Origin of the sequence: Mizugakiibacter sediminis (assembly GCF_000953855.2) — a bacterium.
GTDB classification, from domain to species: Bacteria; Pseudomonadota; Gammaproteobacteria; order Xanthomonadales; family Rhodanobacteraceae; genus Mizugakiibacter; species Mizugakiibacter sediminis.
Window position 1 is genome coordinate 50,715 of the sequence record NZ_DF970160.1, and the last position, 16,141, is coordinate 66,855.

The following is a 16,141-nucleotide window of genomic DNA, read 5'->3' on the forward strand; positions in this document are numbered from 1 at the left end:
GATGCCGCACGATCTCGCCGCAGCGCTATGCCTGGTGCTGGTGCTGGAAGGCCTGATGCTGTTCGCCGCACCGCGCGGCTGGCAGCGCATGGCCGCCGAGGCGCAGAAGCTGCCGCCGCGCAGCCTGCGCCTGATCGGCGCTGCGGCGATCGCGATCGGACTGATCGCGCTGCGGCTGATGCATTGATGGCTCGTCTCCCACTCCCGCCGGCGGGAGTGGGCTGCGGTGAGGATGGTGCCGCGCAGCGATGCGGCGATGCTCGGGAGTTTGCGCCGCGTCGCGGGTCTCCCTCTCCCGCTGGCGGGGGAGGGCTGGGGTGAGGGTGGTCCTCCCGATCGCCGCGCGGCGTCGAGCGCGCGGCCGGCGTAGGATGCGCGGTTGGCAAGAACGTAGCCGCAGAGCGGCTGCGGCATCGAACGAATCTGTTCCATCTATCAGGCGAGTGTCATGGGCAAGTCAGTCGTAATCCTCGGCGCGCAATGGGGGCGAGCGGCGGCGTCAGCGAACTGCTGCGGATAGCAGTTCGCGCCGGCGCGAGCGCCCGGCCATGGATGGCCGGGCCGGTGCCACGCCACAGGGACGTGTCGAAGCGGTCTTTCGGCAAGCCTCGTCGCGCGACGAGGCCACATCAGGCGAGAACATCATGGGCAAGTCGGTAGTAATCCTCGGCGCGCAATGGGGCGACGAAGGCAAAGGCAAGATCGTCGACCTGCTGACCGAGCGCGTCGGCGCGGTCGCGCGCTTCCAGGGCGGCCACAACGCCGGCCACACGCTGGTGATCGGCGGCAAGAAGACCGTGCTGCATCTGATCCCGTCGGGTATTCTGCGCCCGGGCGTGCAGTGCCTGATCGGCAACGGCGTGGTGCTGTCGCCGGCGGCGCTGAAGCAGGAGATCGAGGAGCTCGAGGGGCAGGGCGTCGAAGTGCGCTCGCGGCTGAAGATCAGCCCGGCCACGCCGCTGATCATGCCCTACCACATCGCGCTCGATCAGGCGCGCGAGAAGGCGTCCGGCGCCAAGGCCATCGGCACCACCGGCCGCGGCATCGGTCCGGCCTACGAGGACAAGGCCGCGCGCCGCGGCGTGCGCGTCGCCGACCTGATGTATCCGCACGAGCTGCCGGAGAAGCTGCGCGAAGTGCTCGACTACCACAACTTCGTGCTGACCCACTGGCTGAAGGCCGAGCCGGTCGACTACGAGAAGACGCTGGACGAGGCGCTCGCCTACGGCGAATACCTCAACCCGATGATCGCCGACGTCGCCACGCTGCTGCACGAGGCGCGCCAGACCGGCCAGCACATCCTGTACGAAGGCGCGCAGGGCGCGCTGCTCGACGTCGACCACGGCACCTATCCGTACGTCACCTCGTCGAACACCACCGTCGGCGGCGCGCTCGCCGGCACCGGCGTCGGCGCCTGCGACATCGACTACGTGCTCGGCATCTGCAAGGCCTACGCGACGCGCGTCGGCGGCGGTCCGTTCCCGACCGAGCTCGACGACGAGATGGGCGAGCTGCTGCGCAAGCGCGGCGCCGAGTTCGGCGCCAGTACCGGCCGCCCGCGCCGCTGCGGCTGGATCGACCTGGTCGCGCTGAAGCGCGCCGTGCAGATCAACGCGATCTCCGGCCTCGCCATCACCAAGCTCGACGTGCTCGACGGCTTGCCGTCGATCAAGGTCTGCATTGCCTACGAATACCGCGGCAAGCGCCGCGAGCTGGCGCCGCTGGATGCCGCCGGCTGGGCCGAGTGCAAGCCGGTGTACCTCGAGTTCCCCGGCTGGGAGGAGCCCACCTCCGGCGTGCGCGACTGGAACAAGCTGCCCGCCGCCGCGCGCGCGTACCTGCGCGCCGTCGAGGAACTCTCCGGCTGCCCGCTGGCCATCGTCGCCACCGGCGCCGACCGCGACGACACCATCGTGCTGCACGATCCGTTCGCCTGAGCGGAGCGCGCTGCGCACCCAGCAAAAAGGCCCGCAAGGGCCTTTTTGCTTTGCTCATGGCGTCTGTGGCTGCGTCGGGGCTGTACGGTCGAGCTGAAGGGACCGCCGAAGCCGGGCAAGGAAGCGGAGTGGTTTTTGCGCACGTAGCGATTGCGCGTGCAGGCGCCGCCCTGCGGACGGCGTCCCCCCTCATCCCGGTCCTCTCGGCGAGGGGGAGCAAATCCGGGCGCGATGGCTTGTGCGCGTATGGCGCGTCGCGCGGTGCGGGGCACGTTGCCGCGCGAGGCACGCGCGCCGCTCAGGCGCTCTGCGCCGCCGGCGGTTCGATGGCGATTTCGATGCGGTTGCGGCCGTTTTGCTTGGCGCGGTACAGCGCCGCGTCGGCCGCTTTCACCAGCTCGGCTGCGCGCCGGCCGTGCGTGGGCGCGACGGAGGCGACGCCGACGCTGAGACTGACGCGGCCGGCCGGCGTGTCCTCGTGCGGCAGCGCGAGCTGCTCCACCGCCTTGCAGATGCGCACGGCGACGGCGTGGCCCTCGACGACGCCGGCGTCTCTCAGCACCACCGCGAATTCCTCGCCGCCGTAGCGCGCGCAGACGATGTCGTGGCCGCGCAGCGAGCCGCGGATGGTCTGGCCGATGCTGCGCAGGCAGGCGTCGCCGGCGGGATGGCCGTAGCGGTCGTTGTAGGCCTTGAAGTGGTCGACGTCGATCAGCAGCAGCGTGATCAGTTGCGACTTGCTGCGCGCCTCCGTCCAGGCGCGGCGCAGGCCGAAGTCGAAGCCGCGGCGGTTGCCGATGCCGGTCAGGGTGTCGCGCATCGCCGAGGCGGCGAGCCGGCGGTTGGCGCGCTGCAGCTTGCCGTTCAGCGCGGCCAGTTCGGACACCATCACCTGTGTGGCGCTGTTCACCTCCTGCAGGCGCAGCTTCAGCATGGTGAGGTGCAGCACGCCGCCGATCTGGTCGGCGAGCAGGTCGAGCACGGCGCGCACGTCGGCGTTGAAGCTCTCCGCTGCCGGGCTCTCCATGTTGAGCATGCCGAGGATCTGGCCGCGATGGCGGATCGGGATCACCAGCTCGGCGCGCGTCAGCGCGTTGCCTTCGATGTACTCGGGGTCGGCGGTGACGTCGGGCACGAACACGGCCGAACCCGTGCGCAATGCGCGCCCGGTGATGCCGCGGTCGGCGGGCCAGGTGCGGCCGAGTTCCAGCGGCACGTGCGACTCGCCGGCGAAGGCGCGCAGCGTCAGCTCGCCGCTGCCGGGCTCGATCAGGCCGATCGTCGCCAGCGACAGGTGGAAGCGGCGATAGATGTAGCCGATCACGCCCTGCAGCAGGGTGTCGAGATCCTCTTCGAACAGCAGGATGTAGGAAAGATCGACCAGCAGGTCGGCCAGCGCCGACTTCTGCCGCGCGCGCTCCAGCGCCAGCAGCGTGGCGAGGTGGCCGAGGTGCGGGCGCAACGATTCGAGGATGCCGGCGTGCGCGGGCGCGTCGACGCGCAGGCGGGCGAGCGGCGCGCCGTCCTCGTCGTCGATGCGCAGGCTGTTCGGGGCCTGCTCCTCCGAGGGGAAAGCATGGCCCGGCTGCGGACGGTGCAATTCCGTCTCGACCGCGCCGCCGCAGCGGCGGGCGAGCGCGCCGCGCAGGACGTCCATCCATTCCGCCGCGCTGCCGGCGCGGTTGAGGGAGAGGATGTCTTCGGTGCGGGGAAACATGCGGGGCGGCTCCACGGCTGCGACGCGACCGCTCGCTCGCCGACGATGGTAGCGCGCCGCGCGCGCGCCGTCCTTCCCGCGGATTGCCGGCAGACACGAAAAAGCCCGCTTGCGCGGGCTCTTTCGGCTTCAGACTGGTGCCCAGGAGAGGACTCGAACCTCCACGGTTTTACCCGCTAGTACCTGAAACTAGTGCGTCTACCAATTCCGCCACCTGGGCAAGGCCGCGGACGGCGCCGGGGCGCCGCTGGGAGCCGCGTACGATAGGCAGGCGCGGCGCGCTTGTCAATCCGTCCTTGCAAATCCGGCGGGGCTCCCGCAGGCTGGCCGCAGCGGCGCGACCGCCGCCGATCCCTCGCCGGCCGGGGCGGCGCCGGCCGCGCGCGACACCCATCGGCACAGAGAACCCAGATGTCCCGACGCAAGAGCCGTTCCCGCTCGACCCACGGCCAGGACGCGCGCCCCGCGCGTGCGGTCAAGCGCCCGCGCGCCAACCGCAACGCGGTGGCGCCGCGGCCGTTCCACGACCCGCACGCCGAGCGCGAGGCGCAGCGCTACGCGCAGCCGATCCCCAGCCGCGAGGCGATCCTCGCCCTGCTGACCGAGCGCGGCGCGCTGATGCCGGCGGAGGCGATCGCCGAGGCGCTGGGCCTGCGCACCGACACCGAGATCGAGGCGCTGGGCAAGCGCCTCGCAGCGATGCTGCGCGACGGCCAGTTGCTGCTGAACCGCCGCGGCGGCTACGGCCCGGTGAACAAGCTCGACCTGATCCCCGGCGTGGTGCTGGCCAACGCCGAAGGCTACGGCTTCCTGCGTCCGGACGACGGCGGCGAGGACGTCTATCTCTCGCCGGCGCAGATGCGCCAGGTGCTGCACGGCGACCGCGTGCTGATCAGCATCGTCGGCCTCGACCGCCGCGGCCGCAAGCAGGGCGCGATCGCCGAGGTGCTGGAGCGGCGGTCGCCGCGGCTGGTCGGGCGCGTGGTCGAGGAGAACGGCGTCACCGTGGTGGTGCCGGACGACCGCCGCCTGCACCAGGACATCCTGATCCCGCCCGGGCAGGAGGCCGGCGCGCGCTCGGGCCAGATCGTCGTCGCCGAGATCACCGACCCACCGACCGCCTACCGCGCCCCGCTGGGGCGCGTGCTGACGGTGCTGGGCGAGCGCCTCACCCCTTCGCTGGTGGTGCAGATGGCGATCGCCAGCCACGACCTTCCGCACGTTTGGCCGCAGCACGTGCTGCGCGCGGCCGCCGACATCGCGCCGCAGGTCGAGCGCGCCGACCGCGAGGGCCGCGTCGACCTGCGCGGCCTGCCGCTGGTCACCATCGACGGCGAGGACGCGCGCGACTTCGACGACGCCGTCTACGCCGAACCGCGCGCCGACGGTTTCCGCCTGGTGGTGGCGATCGCCGACGTCTCGCACTACGTGCATCCGGGCGGGGCGCTGGACGAGGAGGCGTACAAGCGCAGCACCTCGGTGTACTTTCCCGGTTACGTGGTGCCGATGCTGCCGGAGACGCTGTCCAACGGCATCTGCTCGCTGAACCCGCAGGTCGAGCGGCTGTGCATGGTCTGCGACATGCTGGTCGACCGCGACGGCGAGGTCGGCCGCTCGCGCTTCTATCCGGCGGTGATGCGTTCGCACGCGCGGTTGACCTACCATCGCGTCTGGCAGGCGATCGGCGAGAAGGACGCCGACGCGCGCGCCGAACTGGCCGACGTGCTGCCGCACCTCGAGCGCCTGCATCAGCTCTACAAGCTGCTGGCGAAGGCGCGCCAGCGCCGCGGCGCGATCGACTTCGACAGCCACGAGGTGAAGTTCCGCCTGGCGCCGTCCGGCGAAGTGGTGCAGCTCGGCGCCGAGGCGCGCAACGACGCGCACCGCCTGATCGAGGAGTGCATGATCGCCGCCAACGTGCAGGCGGCGAAGTTCCTGGCCAGGCGCAAGGTGCCGACGCCGTACCGCGTGCACGCGCCGCCGCCGGACGACAAGTACGAGGACCTGCAGCAGTTCCTGCGCGAATTCAAGCTGCGCCTGCCGCCGATCGGCGAGGTGACGCCGGCCGATTTCTCCGCGCTGCTGCGCAAGGTGCGCAAGCGCCCGGAGGCCGCGCTGATCCAGTCGGTGCTGCTGCGCGCGCAGAGCCTTGCCGTCTACCACCCGGCCAACCACGGCCACTTCGGCCTGGCGCTGGAAGCCTACGCGCACTTCACCTCGCCGATCCGCCGCTATCCGGATCTGCTGGTGCACCGCGCGATCCGCCACGCGCTGGGCAAGGGCAAGCCGTCCGACTACCGTTACAGCGAGGTCGAGATGGCGAGCATGGCCGTGCACTGCTCGCAGCGCGAACGCCGCGCCGAGGAGGCCGAGCGCGACGTCGACGAGCGCTACAAGTGCGCGTGGATGGAGAAGCATGTCGGCGAGGAATTCGACGGCATCGTCACCGGCGTCACCTCGTTCGGCCTGTTCGTCGAGCTGATCGAGTCGAAGATCTCCGGGCTGGTGCACATCACCCAGCTACCCAACGACTACTACCATTTCGACCCGATCCGCCATCTGCTGGAGGGCGAGCGCACGCGCGGCAAGTTCCGTCTCGGCGACACGGTGCGCGTGCAGGTGCTGCGCGCCAGCCTGGAGGACCGCAAGATCGATTTCCGCCTGGTGCGCGACAAGGGCAAGGCATGAGCGAGACCTGGATCGCCGGCATCAACCCCGTCGAAGGCGCGCTGGCCAACGATCCGCAGCGCGTGCGCGAGCTGCTGGTCGAGCAGGGGTCGCACAACCCGCGCGTGGCCGGGCTGCTGGACCGGGCGCGCGCGCTGAAGATCCCGGCGCACCGGCGTCCGCGCGAGCAGCTCGACCGGCTGGCTGGCGAAGCGCGCCACCAGGGCGTGATCGCGCGCTACGAGGTGCCGCCGCCGCGCGGCGACGCCGAGCTGCCGGCGCTGGCCGAGCGCGCCGGCGCCGACGCGCTGTTCCTGGTGCTGGACGGCGTCACCGATCCGCACAACCTCGGCGCCTGCCTGCGCAGCGCGGCGGCCGCCGGCGTCACCGCGGTGATCGTGCCGAAGGACCGCGCGGTCGGCCTGACGCCGGTGGTGCGGCGCGCCGCCGCCGGCGGCGCCGACCTGGTGCCGCTGGTCGCCGCCACCAACCTGGCGCGCGCGCTGCGCACGCTGAAGGAAGCCGGCGTGTGGCTGGTCGGCCTGGCCGGCGACACCGAGCAGTCGCTGTACGCGCAGGACCTGAAAGGCCCGCTGGCGCTGGTGATGGGCGGCGAAGGCGAGGGCATGCGCCGGCTGACGCGCGAGGCCTGCGACTTCGTCGCGCGCATCCCGATGCCGGGCGCGATGGAGAGCCTGAACGTCTCGGTGGCCACCGGCATCGCCCTGTTCGAGGCGCTGCGCCAGCGCGGAGGCGCGTCATGAGTCTGACCTGGCAGGATTGGGCCGGCCTCGCCGGCGTGGCGATGGTGCTGGCGGCCTACCTGTTGATGCAGACGCGCCACCTCGACGGCCGCGGCGTCGTCTACTTGCTGCTGAACGGCATCGGCTCGCTGCTGGTGCTGCTGTCGCTGTTCAAGACCTTCAACCTGTCGGCCTTCGTGATCCAGTGCTTCTGGATCGCGATCAGCATCTACGGCCTGCTGCGCTGGGCGCGCGAGCGGCGCGGATAGCGGCATAGCGGCGACGCAGCCGCACGCGGCCCGGGCTTCGTGCGAGTCGCGTTCGAGTCACGCGCCTGCGGTCGCCTGCACGCAGGCGACCGCGGTGGCCGGTTCAGATGATCGCCGTCTGCCAGTCCTCGTCGGTGCCTTCGTTGACGCCTTCCAGCAGGAAGGTGCTGAGGTAGCGCTCGCCGGTGTCGGGCAGCATGGCGAGGATGACGTCGCCCTGGCGCGCCTGCTTCGCCACCTCGAGCGCGGCGGCGAAGGTGCCGCCGGCGGAGATGCCGACGAAGATGCCTTCCTTCTGCGCGAGCTGGCGCGCGGTGTCGCGCGCGGTCACCTCGTCGACCGGCAGGATGCGGTGCGCCACGGCCTTGTTCAGCACCGCCGGCACGAAGTCGGGCGTCCAGCCCTGGATCTTGTGCGGATGCCACTCGTCGCCCTTCAGCAGCGCGGCATTGGCCGGCTCGGTGGCGACGATCTGCACTTCCGGCCGCGCCGTGCGCAGCACTTCGCCGACGCCGGTGAGCGTGCCGCCGGTGCCCCAGCCGCTGACGAACCAGTCGAGGCGGCGGCCGGCGAAGTCGGCGAGGATTTCCGCGGCGGTGGTCTGACGGTGATAGGCCGGATTGGCGGGGTTGTCGAACTGGCGGGCGAGGAAGGCGCCGTGCTTCTTGGCGTAGGCCTCGGCCGCGCGCACCATGCCGCTGCCGCGCTCGGCGGCGGGCGTCAGGATCACCTTGGCGCCGTAGGCGCGCATCAGCTTGCGGCGCTCGATCGAGAACGTCTCGGTCATGAAGGCGACGAACGGGTAGCCGCGCGCGGCGCACACCATGGCCAGCGCCACGCCGGTGTTGCCGCTGGTCGCCTCGACCACGGTCTGCCCGGGTTTCAGCAGCCCGCGCTGCTCGGCATCGAGGATGATGGCGATGGCCAGGCGGTCCTTGACCGAACCGCCCGGATTGAACGCCTCGACCTTGACGTACATCTCGACGCCCGCGGGCGCCAGACGGTTGATGCGGACGACGGGAGTGCGGCCGATGGTGTCGGTGATGCTCGCGTGGATCATGGGGGCGTCCTCGGATGGGAGCGGGGATGGCACGCAGGCCTGCGCGAAGCCGCGCAAGGGTCGCGCGCAGCGGGTTAAGCGGGTGTTGCGGCCGGGGGGCCGCGGGCCGCCTCAACGGCGGCAGAGACATCGGCCGCCGAGGGCGTCCGGGAAGAGAGGCAGGAGCGGGCGGGAAGCGATCCGCATGGGCGCCGAGCTTGCGGGCGTCGCCGCCCGCGTGTCAAGCGTTCGGACGTCCAAACGCCGCGCGGCGGCGATTCAGCGCGGCAGGTCGGGGAGCTGCGGGCTGGCGGTGAGGTCGCGCTTCTGGCGCGTGCCGGCCAGCTCTTCGCCGTGCACCACGTACCAGACGTTCTCGGCGATGTTGGTGGCGTGGTCGCCGATGCGCTCGATGTTCTTCGCCATGAACAGCAGGTGCGTGCATGGCGTGATGCTGCGCGGGTCCTCCATCATGTAGGTGAGCAGCTCGCGGAACAGGCCGGTGTACATCGCGTCCAGTTCGGCGTCGCGCGACCAGGCGACGCGCGCGCGCTCGGCGTCGCGGTCGCGATAGGCGGCCAGCACCTCGCGCACCAGCTCCGCCGCCAGGCCGGCCAGCACCGGCAGGCCGTGCGCCGGCGCCACCGGCGCGACCACGTTCAGCGCCATCGAACGCTTGGCGACGTTGGCGGCGTAGTCGCCGATGCGCTCGATCGCCGAGGCGATGCGCAGCGCGGCGAGGATCTCGCGCAGGTCGCGCGCCATCGGCTGGCGCAGCGCCAGCAGGCGCACGACGTCGTGGCTGACCTCGTGCTCGAGCGCGTCGATCGCCTCGTCGTTGTCGATCACCCGCTGCGCGGCCTTGCTGTCGCGGCGCATCAGCACGTCGATCGCCGCTTCCAGCTGGTTCACGGCGAGTTCGCCCATGCGCACGATCTCGCCGGTGAGGCGGGCGAGTTCGGTGTCGTAGCTCTTCAGGATGTGGTCGTGGGGCGTGCTCATGGTGGCGCCTCGCTTGCGTGGCCGGCTTCCGTTTCCCGTCGTTCCGGCGAACGTCGGAACCCGGCGTCTTCATCAGGTCCGTATACGTCTACTTGCGTGCTTCGCACGGTGTTTCCACTGCATGCCGGCTTTCGCCGGAAGGGCGACGCGGGGCGTTACGCCGTTCCCGCCTCCCGCCTCCCGTCCTCACCCGAACCGCCCCGTAATGTAATCCTCGGTCTGCTGTCTGGCCGGCTTGGTGAAGATCGTCTCGGTGCGGTCGAACTCGACCAGCTCGCCGAGATACATGAAGGCGGTGTGGTCCGAGCAGCGCGCCGCCTGCTGCATGTTGTGGGTGACGATCACGATGGTGTAGTCGCGTTTCAGTTCCTCGATCAACTGCTCGATGCGGCCGGTGGCGATCGGGTCGAGCGCCGAGGTCGGCTCGTCGAGCAGCAGCACCTCCGGCTTCAGCGCGATCGCGCGGGCGATGCACAGGCGCTGCTGCTGGCCGCCGGACAGGCCGAGCGCGTTCTGCTTCAGCTTGTCCTTGACCTCGTCCCACAGCGCGGCCTGGCGCAGCGCGCGCTCGACGCGCGCGTCCATCGCGGCGCGGCCGAGCTTCTCGTGGTGGCGGATGCCGTAGGCGATGTTGTCGTAGATCGACATCGGGAACGGCACCGGCTTCTGGAACACCATGCCGACCTTGCTGCGCAGGCGGTTCAGCGAGTAGCGAGGATCGAGGATGTTCTCGCCGTCCAGCAGCACCTCGCCCGTGGCTTCCAGCTTCGGGTAGATCGCGTAGATGCGGTTCAGCACGCGCAGCAGGGTCGACTTGCCGCAGCCGGAGGGGCCGATGATCGCCGTGACCTGGCGCGTCGGGATGTCCAGCGAGATGCCCTTCAAAGCATGGAAGCCGTGGTAGTAGAAGTCGAGGCCGCGCACCGCGATCTTCGGCGTCTGCGGGGCGGACGCCTGCGCGGGCGCGGAAGCGGCGGTGGCGGGAGCGATCGACGCGGCGGCGCTGTCAGTCATGGGTCACCTTGCTGCGCGCGAGCAGGAAGCGGGAAATCAGGCTGAGCGCGAGGACGAACAGGGTCACGACGAAGGCACCCGCCCAGGCCAGCGCGTGCCAGCTCTCGAACGGGCTCATCGCGAACTGGAAGATCACCACCGGCACGCTGGCCATCGGCTTGGTGACGTCCGCGCTCCAGTACTGGTTGTTGAGGGCGGTGAACAGCAGCGGCGCGGTCTCGCCGCTGATGCGCGCCAGCGCCAGCAGCACGCCGGTGACGATGCCGGCGCGCGAGGCGCGCAGCAGGATCTGCAGCACCATTTTCCACTGCGGCACGCCCAGCGACAGCGCCGCCTCGCGCATCGTCGACGGCACCAGGCGCAGCATCTCGTCGGTGGTGCGCACCACCACCGGGATCACCAGCAGCGCCAGCGCGATGGCGCCGGCGATCGCCGAGAACTGCCTGGTCTGCGCCACGATCAGCGTGTAGACGAACAGGCCGAGCACGATCGAGGGCGCGGACAGCAGGATGTCGTTGAGGAAGCGGATCGTCTCGCCGAGCTTGCCGCGGCGCGCGTACTCCGCCAGCCAGGTGCCGGCGCAGATGCCGATCGGCGCGCCGATCGCCAGCGCCATCAGGCTCATCAGCACGCTGCCGAACAGCGCGTTGGCGAGGCCGCCGTCGGCGCCGGGCGGCGGCGTCATCTGCGTGAACAGCGCCGGCTTCAGCGCGTCGATGCCGCGCAGGAAGGTGATGCCGAGGATCCACACCAGCCAGAACAGCCCGAACAGCGTGGCCAGGCTGCCGAGGCCGAGCGCCATCGCGTTCTTGATCGCGCGCCAGCGGTAGAGGGAGGCGTTGCCGGCCATCACGCGCCCTCCCGGCGGGCCAGGCGCAGCAGCATCAGCTTGGCGACCGCCAACACCACGAAGGTGACCACGAACAGCAGGAAGCCCAGCGCGATCAGCGAGGAGCGGTGCAGGTCGGTATAGGCCTCGGTGAATTCGTTGGCGATCACCGAGGCGATCGAATTGCTCGGCATCAGCAGCGAGGCGGAGAGCTGATGCGCGTTGCCGAGCACGAAGGTGACGGCCATGGTCTCGCCGAGCGCGCGGCCGAGACCGAGGAACACGCCGCCGATCACCGCCGAGCGCGTGTACGGCAGCACGATGTCCCAGACCACCTCCCAGGTGGTCGAGCCGAGCGCGTAGGCGGATTCCTTCAGCCGCGTCGGCACGGTCAGGAACACCTCGCGCATCACCGAGGAGATGTAGGGGATGATCATGATCGCCAGCACGATGCCGGCGGTGAGCATGCCGATGCCGAGTGGCGGCCCCTGGAACAGCGCGCCGACGCCGGGGATCGCGCCGAGGTGGTCGTTGACCCAGGGCTCGACGTGCTCGGCCAGGAACGGTGCGAACACGAACAGGCCCCACATGCCGAAGATGATCGAGGGGATGCCGGCCAGCAGCTCGATCGCCGAGGCGATCGGCGTGCGCATCCAGTTCGGCGCCACCTCGGTCAGGAACAGGGCGATGCCGAAGCTGACCGGCACGGCGATCGTCATCGCGATCAGCGCGGTCACCACGGTGCCGTAGATCGGCACCAGCGCGCCGAAATCGCCGTTGACCGCGTCCCACGCCTCGCTCCACAGGAACCTGAGGCCGAAGGTCTCGAAGGCGAGCCGGCCGCCCCACGCGGTCGAGGCGGCGGCGCCGAGCAGCGCGGCCAGCACCAGCAGCGCGCAGGCCATCAGCGCATAGCGGAACAGGCGGTCGTGGCGCGCGTCGCGGACGCCGCGCAGGTCGACGTCGGTGTCGCCGGGTTCGGGCGGGGCGGTGGTCGCGTGCATGCTCGCTCTGGGGTCCGTTCAACGCGAAGCGCGCACGCCGTGATGCGGCGTGCGCGCCCGCGTCATGTTGCGTTGACGAAGCGTCTTACTGCTTGAATTCGGTCTTCCAGTAGTTCTCGATGCGGTCGACCAGTTCCTTCGGCAGGGCGACGTAGTCCAGCGAGGCCGCCTGCTGCTGGCCGTTCTCGAACGACCACTTGAAGAAGTCGAACGCGGCCTTGGCGTGCTCGGCGTTCTTCGCCTGCTTGTACATGATCGCCCAGGTGGTGGCGGTGATCGGCCACGCGTCGGCGCCCGGCGCGTTGGTCATGATCAGGTTGAAGTCCTTGGCGCCGGCCCAGTCGGCGGTGGCCGCCGCGGCCGCGAAGGCCTTGGCGTTCGGCTCGAGGTAGTTGCCGGCCGCGTTCTGCATCTGCGTGTAGGTCATCTTGTTCTGCAGCGCATACGCGTACTCGACGTAGCCGATCGAGTTCTTGATCTGGCTGACGTAGGCGGACACGCCCTCGTTGCCCTTGCCGCCGAGGCCGGTCGGCCACGGCACGGAGGTGCCGAAGCCCACCTTCGCCTTCCACTCCGGGCTGACCTTCGACAGGTAGTTGGTGAAGTTGTAGCTGGTGCCGGAACCGTCGGAGCGGTGCACCACGGTGATCGCCTTGGCCGGCAGCGCCACGCCCGGGTTCAGCCCGGCCAGCGCCGGATCGTTCCACTTGGTGATCTTGCCGAGGTAGATGTCGGCCAGCACTTCGCCGGTGAGCTTGAGCTGGCCGGCCTTGACGCCTTCCACGTTGATCACCGGCACGATGCCGCCGACCACGACCGGGAACTGGCCGAGGCCGAACTTGGCGAGGTCCTCGGCGCTCAGCGGCGCGTCGGAGGCGCCGAAGTCGACGGTCGCCGCCTTGATCTGCGCAATGCCGCCGCCGGAGCCGATCGACTGGTAGTTGATGCGGTTGCCGGTCTTCTCGGCGTAGGTGGCCGACCACTTGGACAGCACCGGATAGACGAAGCTCGAGCCGGCGCCGGTGATGTCGGTCGCGTGCGCGGACGCGGCGCCGAACAGCACGGCGGCGGTCACGGCGACGCGGATAGCGATGGTTTTGAACACGGCAGTTCCCCTTGTCTCGGAACGATACGGGCGCAGCCCGCCCGGCGCCCTTTGTAGGGAGGCCGTGTTGCAATGAAACGAACCGAACGTTGCAGTTGCATGACAGCGCCGCGCGATGGTCACGCGGGCCTCCTCCGCCCGCGGCTCGACGGCGGCCGCAACGGCTGTTGCCGCAGGGGCGTCGGAGGTCATCGCCCTGGCCGGTCCGGGCGGCACGCCCCATACGCGGGCCGGGGGCCTGCGAAGCCCGGCGGGCCGCGGCGGGGATGCACCGGGCCCGGCCGCGCACTGCCTGGAGCGGCGGGCCGCTCGGCCGTCAGCCGTCGGGCAGCGTCGGCCGGACCTCGGTCGGGCGGGCGGGGTCGGCGCGTCCCCGATCGCGGACGCGTGCGCTCTCCCGGTCACATTTCGCCGCCGCGGTTCGTCCTGGAGGCGAGGTTCCACCCCTCCACCGATGTGATACGCGAGGCCATCCCCATGCAACTGCAAGCACGCATGACCCATCCCGTACAGATCCTGCCGGACGCGATGAAGGCGATGATGGCGTTGAAGGCGAGCGTGGACGGCAGCGGTCTGCCGGCCGGGCTCGTCCACCTCGTCGACCTGCGCGCCAGCCAGATCAACGGCTGCAGCTTCTGCGTCGACATGCACTGGCGCGAGGCGAAGCAGGTGGGCGAGACCGACGAACGCCTGTTCGCCGTCGCCGCTTGGCGCGAGGCGCCGTACTTCACCGAAGCCGAACGCGCCGCGCTGGCGCTGACCGAGGCGATGACGCGCATCGCCGACCGCGCCGACCCGGTGCCCGACGAGGTCTGGAACGAGGCCAGGCGCCACTTCGACGACAAGGCGCTGGCGGGGCTGACGCTCGCCATCGCCGCGATCAACGTCTGGAACCGCCTGAATGCCGCCATCCGCCAGCCGGCGGGCGCGCGGAGGAGCTGAGCCGGTCGCGCGGCCGGCCCGTCTGCGGGCCGGCCGTGCTCGCCTCACGGCGTGCCGAGCGTGGCGCGCTCGAATTCCTCGAGCTGTTTCCAGCGGTTGACGATGCGGCAGAACAGCTCGGCGGTGCGCTCGGCGTCGTAGATCGCCGCGTGCGCCTCGCGGCCGTCCCAGGGAATGCCGGCGGCGACGGCGGCCTTGGACAGCACGGTCTGGCCGTAGGCGAGGCCGGCCAGGCTGACCGTGTCGAAGCAGCTGAACGGATGGAACGGGCTGCGCTTGTGGCCGCTGCGGCGGATCGCGGCGTTGAGGAAGCCGAGGTCGAAGGCCGCGTTGTGGCCGACCAGGATCGCGCGCTGGCAGCCGGCCTCCTTGACCGCCTTGCGCACCGGCCTGAACACGTGCTCCAGCGCCTCGCGCTCCGGCATCGCGAAGCGGAACGGGTGATCGGGATCGATGCCGGTGATTTCCAGCGCGCGCGGATCGAGGTTGGCGCCGGGGAACGGCACCACGTTCGCGGCGACCGCGGGTTCCGGGTGCAGGCAGCCGTCGGCGTCCATGCGCACGGTCACCGCGGCAATCTCCAGCAGCGCGTCGCGCTCGGCGTCGAAGCCGCCGGTCTCGACGTCGACGATCACCGGGAGGAAGCCGCGGAAGCGTTCGGCGAGCGGCAGCGCGCCGGCCGGCGCACGTTCGGGCTGGGCATTCATGCGCGGATTATGGCCGATCGCGGCGGGCGGCGGGAGCGCCGCGTTCAGCGCAGCCGCGCGAGGTCGGCGAGCACCTGCATGCGCAGCTCGTTCAGCGCGGCGGAGATGGCCGCCTCGGCGGTGTCGTCGTCGCCGAGGTGGTCGGCGTGCGTCGCCCAGGCGTCGAACGCCTCGCGCGCGGCACGCGCGCTCGCCGGCGAGACCAGCGCGCCGAGATCGCGGATCAGCGCCGCCTTGCCCCAGCCGTCGATGTGCGTCATGGCGCTGCGATCGCCGCCGTAATGGCGGTTGTCGACGATCTGCTGCAGCTGGCCGGCCTGTTCGAGCAGCACGAAGGCCGCCTGGCGCACGTTGCGATGCGATTCGGTGGTTTCGTTGCGCCAAGTGTTGTAGCCGAGGCCGGCCAGCGCCACCGCCAGGCTGAGCAGGGCGAGCAGACGCCCGGACCAGTCGCGTCCGGGCGTCGTCCGGGCGATGGCGCGGGCCGCGCGCACGGGCTCAGGCGCCCAGCAGGTGTTCCGCCACCAGCAGCGCCGCCGCGACCGCCAGCAGGGCGATGCCGAACATCGGCAGCAGCATCAGGAAGCAGGCGCCGAGCAGTGCGGCCGCCAGCGCCCACGCGCGGGCGTCGAAGCGCGGCGCCGGCATGGTGTCGGCGGCGAGCAGCCGTGCCAGCAGCGCGTCCAGGCTGAAGTAGCCGGGTCCCTGGAACATCAGCGGCAGCAGCATCACCACGAACAGCAGCGGCAGCTTGAAGTTGCCGTAGCCCATGTCGGTGATCGCGTAGCCCTTGGCCAGATCGCTCCACATGCTGACCATGTCCGGCCAGTGCACGGCCGCGGTGGCGACGAAGGTGACGAACAACAGCGCGAACGCGGCGAAGCGCGTGCCGAGGCCCAGCCACAGCAGCACCGCGCCGGCGAGTTCCGTCCACGTCGACAGCGTCCAGCTGAAGCCGGCCGGCAGATGGTTGAACGGGAACGGGAAACGGTCCTGGATGTCGGCGAACCAGTTTTCGCCGAGCAGTTTCTCGCGGCCGGACTCGAAGAATTCCCAGCCCATCACCAGCCGCAGCACCAGCGGCGGCAGCCACTGGCCGACGCCGCGCAGGCGCGCGGTGAGGCCTTCCCAGGCGCCCAGCGCGCCTGCGATCGCGGTGTTCATCG

Annotated in this window: 16 protein-coding genes and 1 tRNA gene; 6 read left to right on the forward strand and 11 right to left on the reverse strand. The window is 70.7% G+C overall.

What is annotated here, in order from left to right; genetic code table 11:
• Window position 1 precedes the first annotated feature (1 nt).
• Both MBSD_RS03685 and MBSD_RS03690 read left to right on the forward strand, forming a co-directional pair.
• Window positions 2-187, forward strand: coding sequence for a DUF2065 domain-containing protein (locus MBSD_RS03685; protein ID WP_062535169.1), 186 nt, complete (start codon window positions 2-4; stop codon window positions 185-187).
• Window positions 188-644: 457 nt separating this feature from the next.
• On the forward strand, window positions 645-1,937 hold the full coding sequence (locus MBSD_RS03690) for an adenylosuccinate synthase (protein ID WP_062535171.1): 1,293 nt from the start codon (window positions 645-647) through the stop codon (window positions 1,935-1,937).
• A 298-nt stretch (window positions 1,938-2,235) separates the two neighbouring features.
• On the opposite strand, the gene MBSD_RS03695 is transcribed toward MBSD_RS03690, so the two are convergent.
• Together MBSD_RS03695 and MBSD_RS03700 are read right to left on the reverse strand one after the other, a co-directional pair.
• Window positions 2,236-3,654, reverse strand: coding sequence for a diguanylate cyclase (locus MBSD_RS03695; RefSeq protein ID WP_148667801.1), 1,419 nt, complete (start codon window positions 3,652-3,654; stop codon window positions 2,236-2,238).
• A 135-nt stretch (window positions 3,655-3,789) separates the two neighbouring features.
• Window positions 3,790-3,874 (reverse strand) — tRNA-Leu (locus MBSD_RS03700).
• Between the two features lie 191 nt (window positions 3,875-4,065).
• On the opposite strand from MBSD_RS03700, the gene rnr reads away from it, so the two are divergent.
• Genes rnr through MBSD_RS03715 form a run of 3 tightly spaced genes read left to right on the forward strand, consistent with a single transcriptional unit; the run spans window position 4,066 to window position 7,333 of the window.
• Complete coding sequence (gene rnr / locus MBSD_RS03705; RefSeq protein ID WP_114693196.1) at window positions 4,066-6,342, forward strand: ribonuclease R; 2,277 nt, start codon at window positions 4,066-4,068, stop codon at window positions 6,340-6,342.
• The gene (gene rlmB / locus MBSD_RS03710; protein ID WP_062535175.1) at window positions 6,339-7,085 is read left to right on the forward strand and encodes a 23S rRNA (guanosine(2251)-2'-O)-methyltransferase RlmB; all 747 of its coding nucleotides are present in this window, start codon (window positions 6,339-6,341) and stop codon (window positions 7,083-7,085) included. Before rnr ends, rlmB begins: the two co-directional genes overlap by 4 nt.
• Complete coding sequence (locus MBSD_RS03715; RefSeq protein ID WP_062535177.1) at window positions 7,082-7,333, forward strand: CBU_0592 family membrane protein; 252 nt, start codon at window positions 7,082-7,084, stop codon at window positions 7,331-7,333. The genes rlmB and MBSD_RS03715 overlap by 4 nt, the downstream gene beginning before the upstream one ends.
• Before the next feature lie 103 nt (window positions 7,334-7,436).
• Here MBSD_RS03715 and cysK read toward each other — a convergent pair whose 3' ends face one another.
• The 6 genes from cysK to pstS form a co-directional block, all read right to left on the reverse strand.
• Window positions 7,437-8,393 (reverse strand): cysteine synthase A, encoded by a 957-nt coding sequence (cysK, locus tag MBSD_RS03720; RefSeq protein ID WP_062535178.1) that lies wholly within the window; start codon window positions 8,391-8,393, stop codon window positions 7,437-7,439.
• Between the two features lie 258 nt (window positions 8,394-8,651).
• Complete coding sequence (gene phoU, locus MBSD_RS03725) at window positions 8,652-9,374, reverse strand: phosphate signaling complex protein PhoU (RefSeq protein ID WP_062535181.1); 723 nt, start codon at window positions 9,372-9,374, stop codon at window positions 8,652-8,654.
• Window positions 9,375-9,560: 186 nt separating this feature from the next.
• Complete coding sequence (gene pstB / locus MBSD_RS03730) at window positions 9,561-10,388, reverse strand: phosphate ABC transporter ATP-binding protein PstB (protein WP_062535183.1); 828 nt, start codon at window positions 10,386-10,388, stop codon at window positions 9,561-9,563.
• Window positions 10,381-11,238 (reverse strand): phosphate ABC transporter permease PstA, encoded by an 858-nt coding sequence (pstA, locus tag MBSD_RS03735; RefSeq protein ID WP_062535185.1) that lies wholly within the window; start codon window positions 11,236-11,238, stop codon window positions 10,381-10,383. Before pstA ends, pstB begins: the two co-directional genes overlap by 8 nt.
• Window positions 11,238-12,221 (reverse strand): phosphate ABC transporter permease subunit PstC, encoded by a 984-nt coding sequence (gene pstC / locus MBSD_RS03740; RefSeq protein WP_062535187.1) that lies wholly within the window; start codon window positions 12,219-12,221, stop codon window positions 11,238-11,240. Before pstC ends, pstA begins: the two co-directional genes overlap by 1 nt.
• Window positions 12,222-12,306: 85 nt before the next feature.
• Window positions 12,307-13,314, reverse strand: coding sequence for a phosphate ABC transporter substrate-binding protein PstS (gene pstS / locus MBSD_RS03745; RefSeq protein ID WP_425478093.1), 1,008 nt, complete (start codon window positions 13,312-13,314; stop codon window positions 12,307-12,309).
• A 507-nt stretch (window positions 13,315-13,821) separates the two neighbouring features.
• Between pstS and MBSD_RS03750 the strand changes: the two genes are divergently transcribed.
• On the forward strand, window positions 13,822-14,268 hold the full coding sequence (locus MBSD_RS03750) for a carboxymuconolactone decarboxylase family protein (protein ID WP_201797450.1): 447 nt from the start codon (window positions 13,822-13,824) through the stop codon (window positions 14,266-14,268).
• Between the two features lie 44 nt (window positions 14,269-14,312).
• On the opposite strand, the gene rnt is transcribed toward MBSD_RS03750, so the two are convergent.
• From rnt to MBSD_RS03765, 3 genes are read right to left on the reverse strand one after another with little or no spacing between them, the layout of a single operon-like run.
• Window positions 14,313-14,975 (reverse strand): ribonuclease T, encoded by a 663-nt coding sequence (gene rnt / locus MBSD_RS03755; protein WP_062535191.1) that lies wholly within the window; start codon window positions 14,973-14,975, stop codon window positions 14,313-14,315.
• Window positions 14,976-15,019: 44 nt separating this feature from the next.
• Window positions 15,020-15,469 (reverse strand): hypothetical protein, encoded by a 450-nt coding sequence (locus tag MBSD_RS03760; RefSeq protein WP_062535193.1) that lies wholly within the window; start codon window positions 15,467-15,469, stop codon window positions 15,020-15,022.
• A 4-nt stretch (window positions 15,470-15,473) separates the two neighbouring features.
• Window positions 15,474-16,139: an HvfX family Cu-binding RiPP maturation protein gene (locus MBSD_RS03765; RefSeq protein WP_062535195.1), complete on the reverse strand. Its 666-nt coding sequence runs from the start codon at window positions 16,137-16,139 to the stop codon at window positions 15,474-15,476.
• Window positions 16,140-16,141 lie beyond the last annotated feature (2 nt).

Bases quoted from the DNA above. Each gene is read 5' to 3' on its own strand.
- pstA (WP_062535185.1), bottom strand. From the start codon at position 11,238: ATGGCCGGCAACGCCTCCCTCTACCGCTGGCGCGCGATCAAGAACGCG.
- phoU (WP_062535181.1), bottom strand. From the start codon at position 9,374: ATGAGCACGCCCCACGACCACATCCTGAAGAGCTACGACACCGAACTC.
- MBSD_RS03690 (WP_062535171.1), top strand. From the start codon at position 645: ATGGGCAAGTCGGTAGTAATCCTCGGCGCGCAATGGGGCGACGAAGGC.
- cysK (WP_062535178.1), bottom strand. From the start codon at position 8,393: ATGATCCACGCGAGCATCACCGACACCATCGGCCGCACTCCCGTCGTC.
- rlmB (WP_062535175.1), top strand. From the start codon at position 6,339: ATGAGCGAGACCTGGATCGCCGGCATCAACCCCGTCGAAGGCGCGCTG.
- MBSD_RS03765 (WP_062535195.1), bottom strand. From the start codon at position 16,139: ATGAACACCGCGATCGCAGGCGCGCTGGGCGCCTGGGAAGGCCTCACC.
- MBSD_RS03695 (WP_148667801.1), bottom strand. From the start codon at position 3,654: ATGTTTCCCCGCACCGAAGACATCCTCTCCCTCAACCGCGCCGGCAGC.
- rnr (WP_114693196.1), top strand. From the start codon at position 4,066: ATGTCCCGACGCAAGAGCCGTTCCCGCTCGACCCACGGCCAGGACGCG.
- MBSD_RS03685 (WP_062535169.1), top strand. From the start codon at position 2: ATGCCGCACGATCTCGCCGCAGCGCTATGCCTGGTGCTGGTGCTGGAA.
- rnt (WP_062535191.1), bottom strand. From the start codon at position 14,975: ATGAATGCCCAGCCCGAACGTGCGCCGGCCGGCGCGCTGCCGCTCGCC.
- pstB (WP_062535183.1), bottom strand. From the start codon at position 10,388: ATGACTGACAGCGCCGCCGCGTCGATCGCTCCCGCCACCGCCGCTTCC.
- MBSD_RS03715 (WP_062535177.1), top strand. From the start codon at position 7,082: ATGAGTCTGACCTGGCAGGATTGGGCCGGCCTCGCCGGCGTGGCGATG.
- MBSD_RS03750 (WP_201797450.1), top strand. From the start codon at position 13,822: ATGACCCATCCCGTACAGATCCTGCCGGACGCGATGAAGGCGATGATG.
- pstC (WP_062535187.1), bottom strand. From the start codon at position 12,221: ATGCACGCGACCACCGCCCCGCCCGAACCCGGCGACACCGACGTCGAC.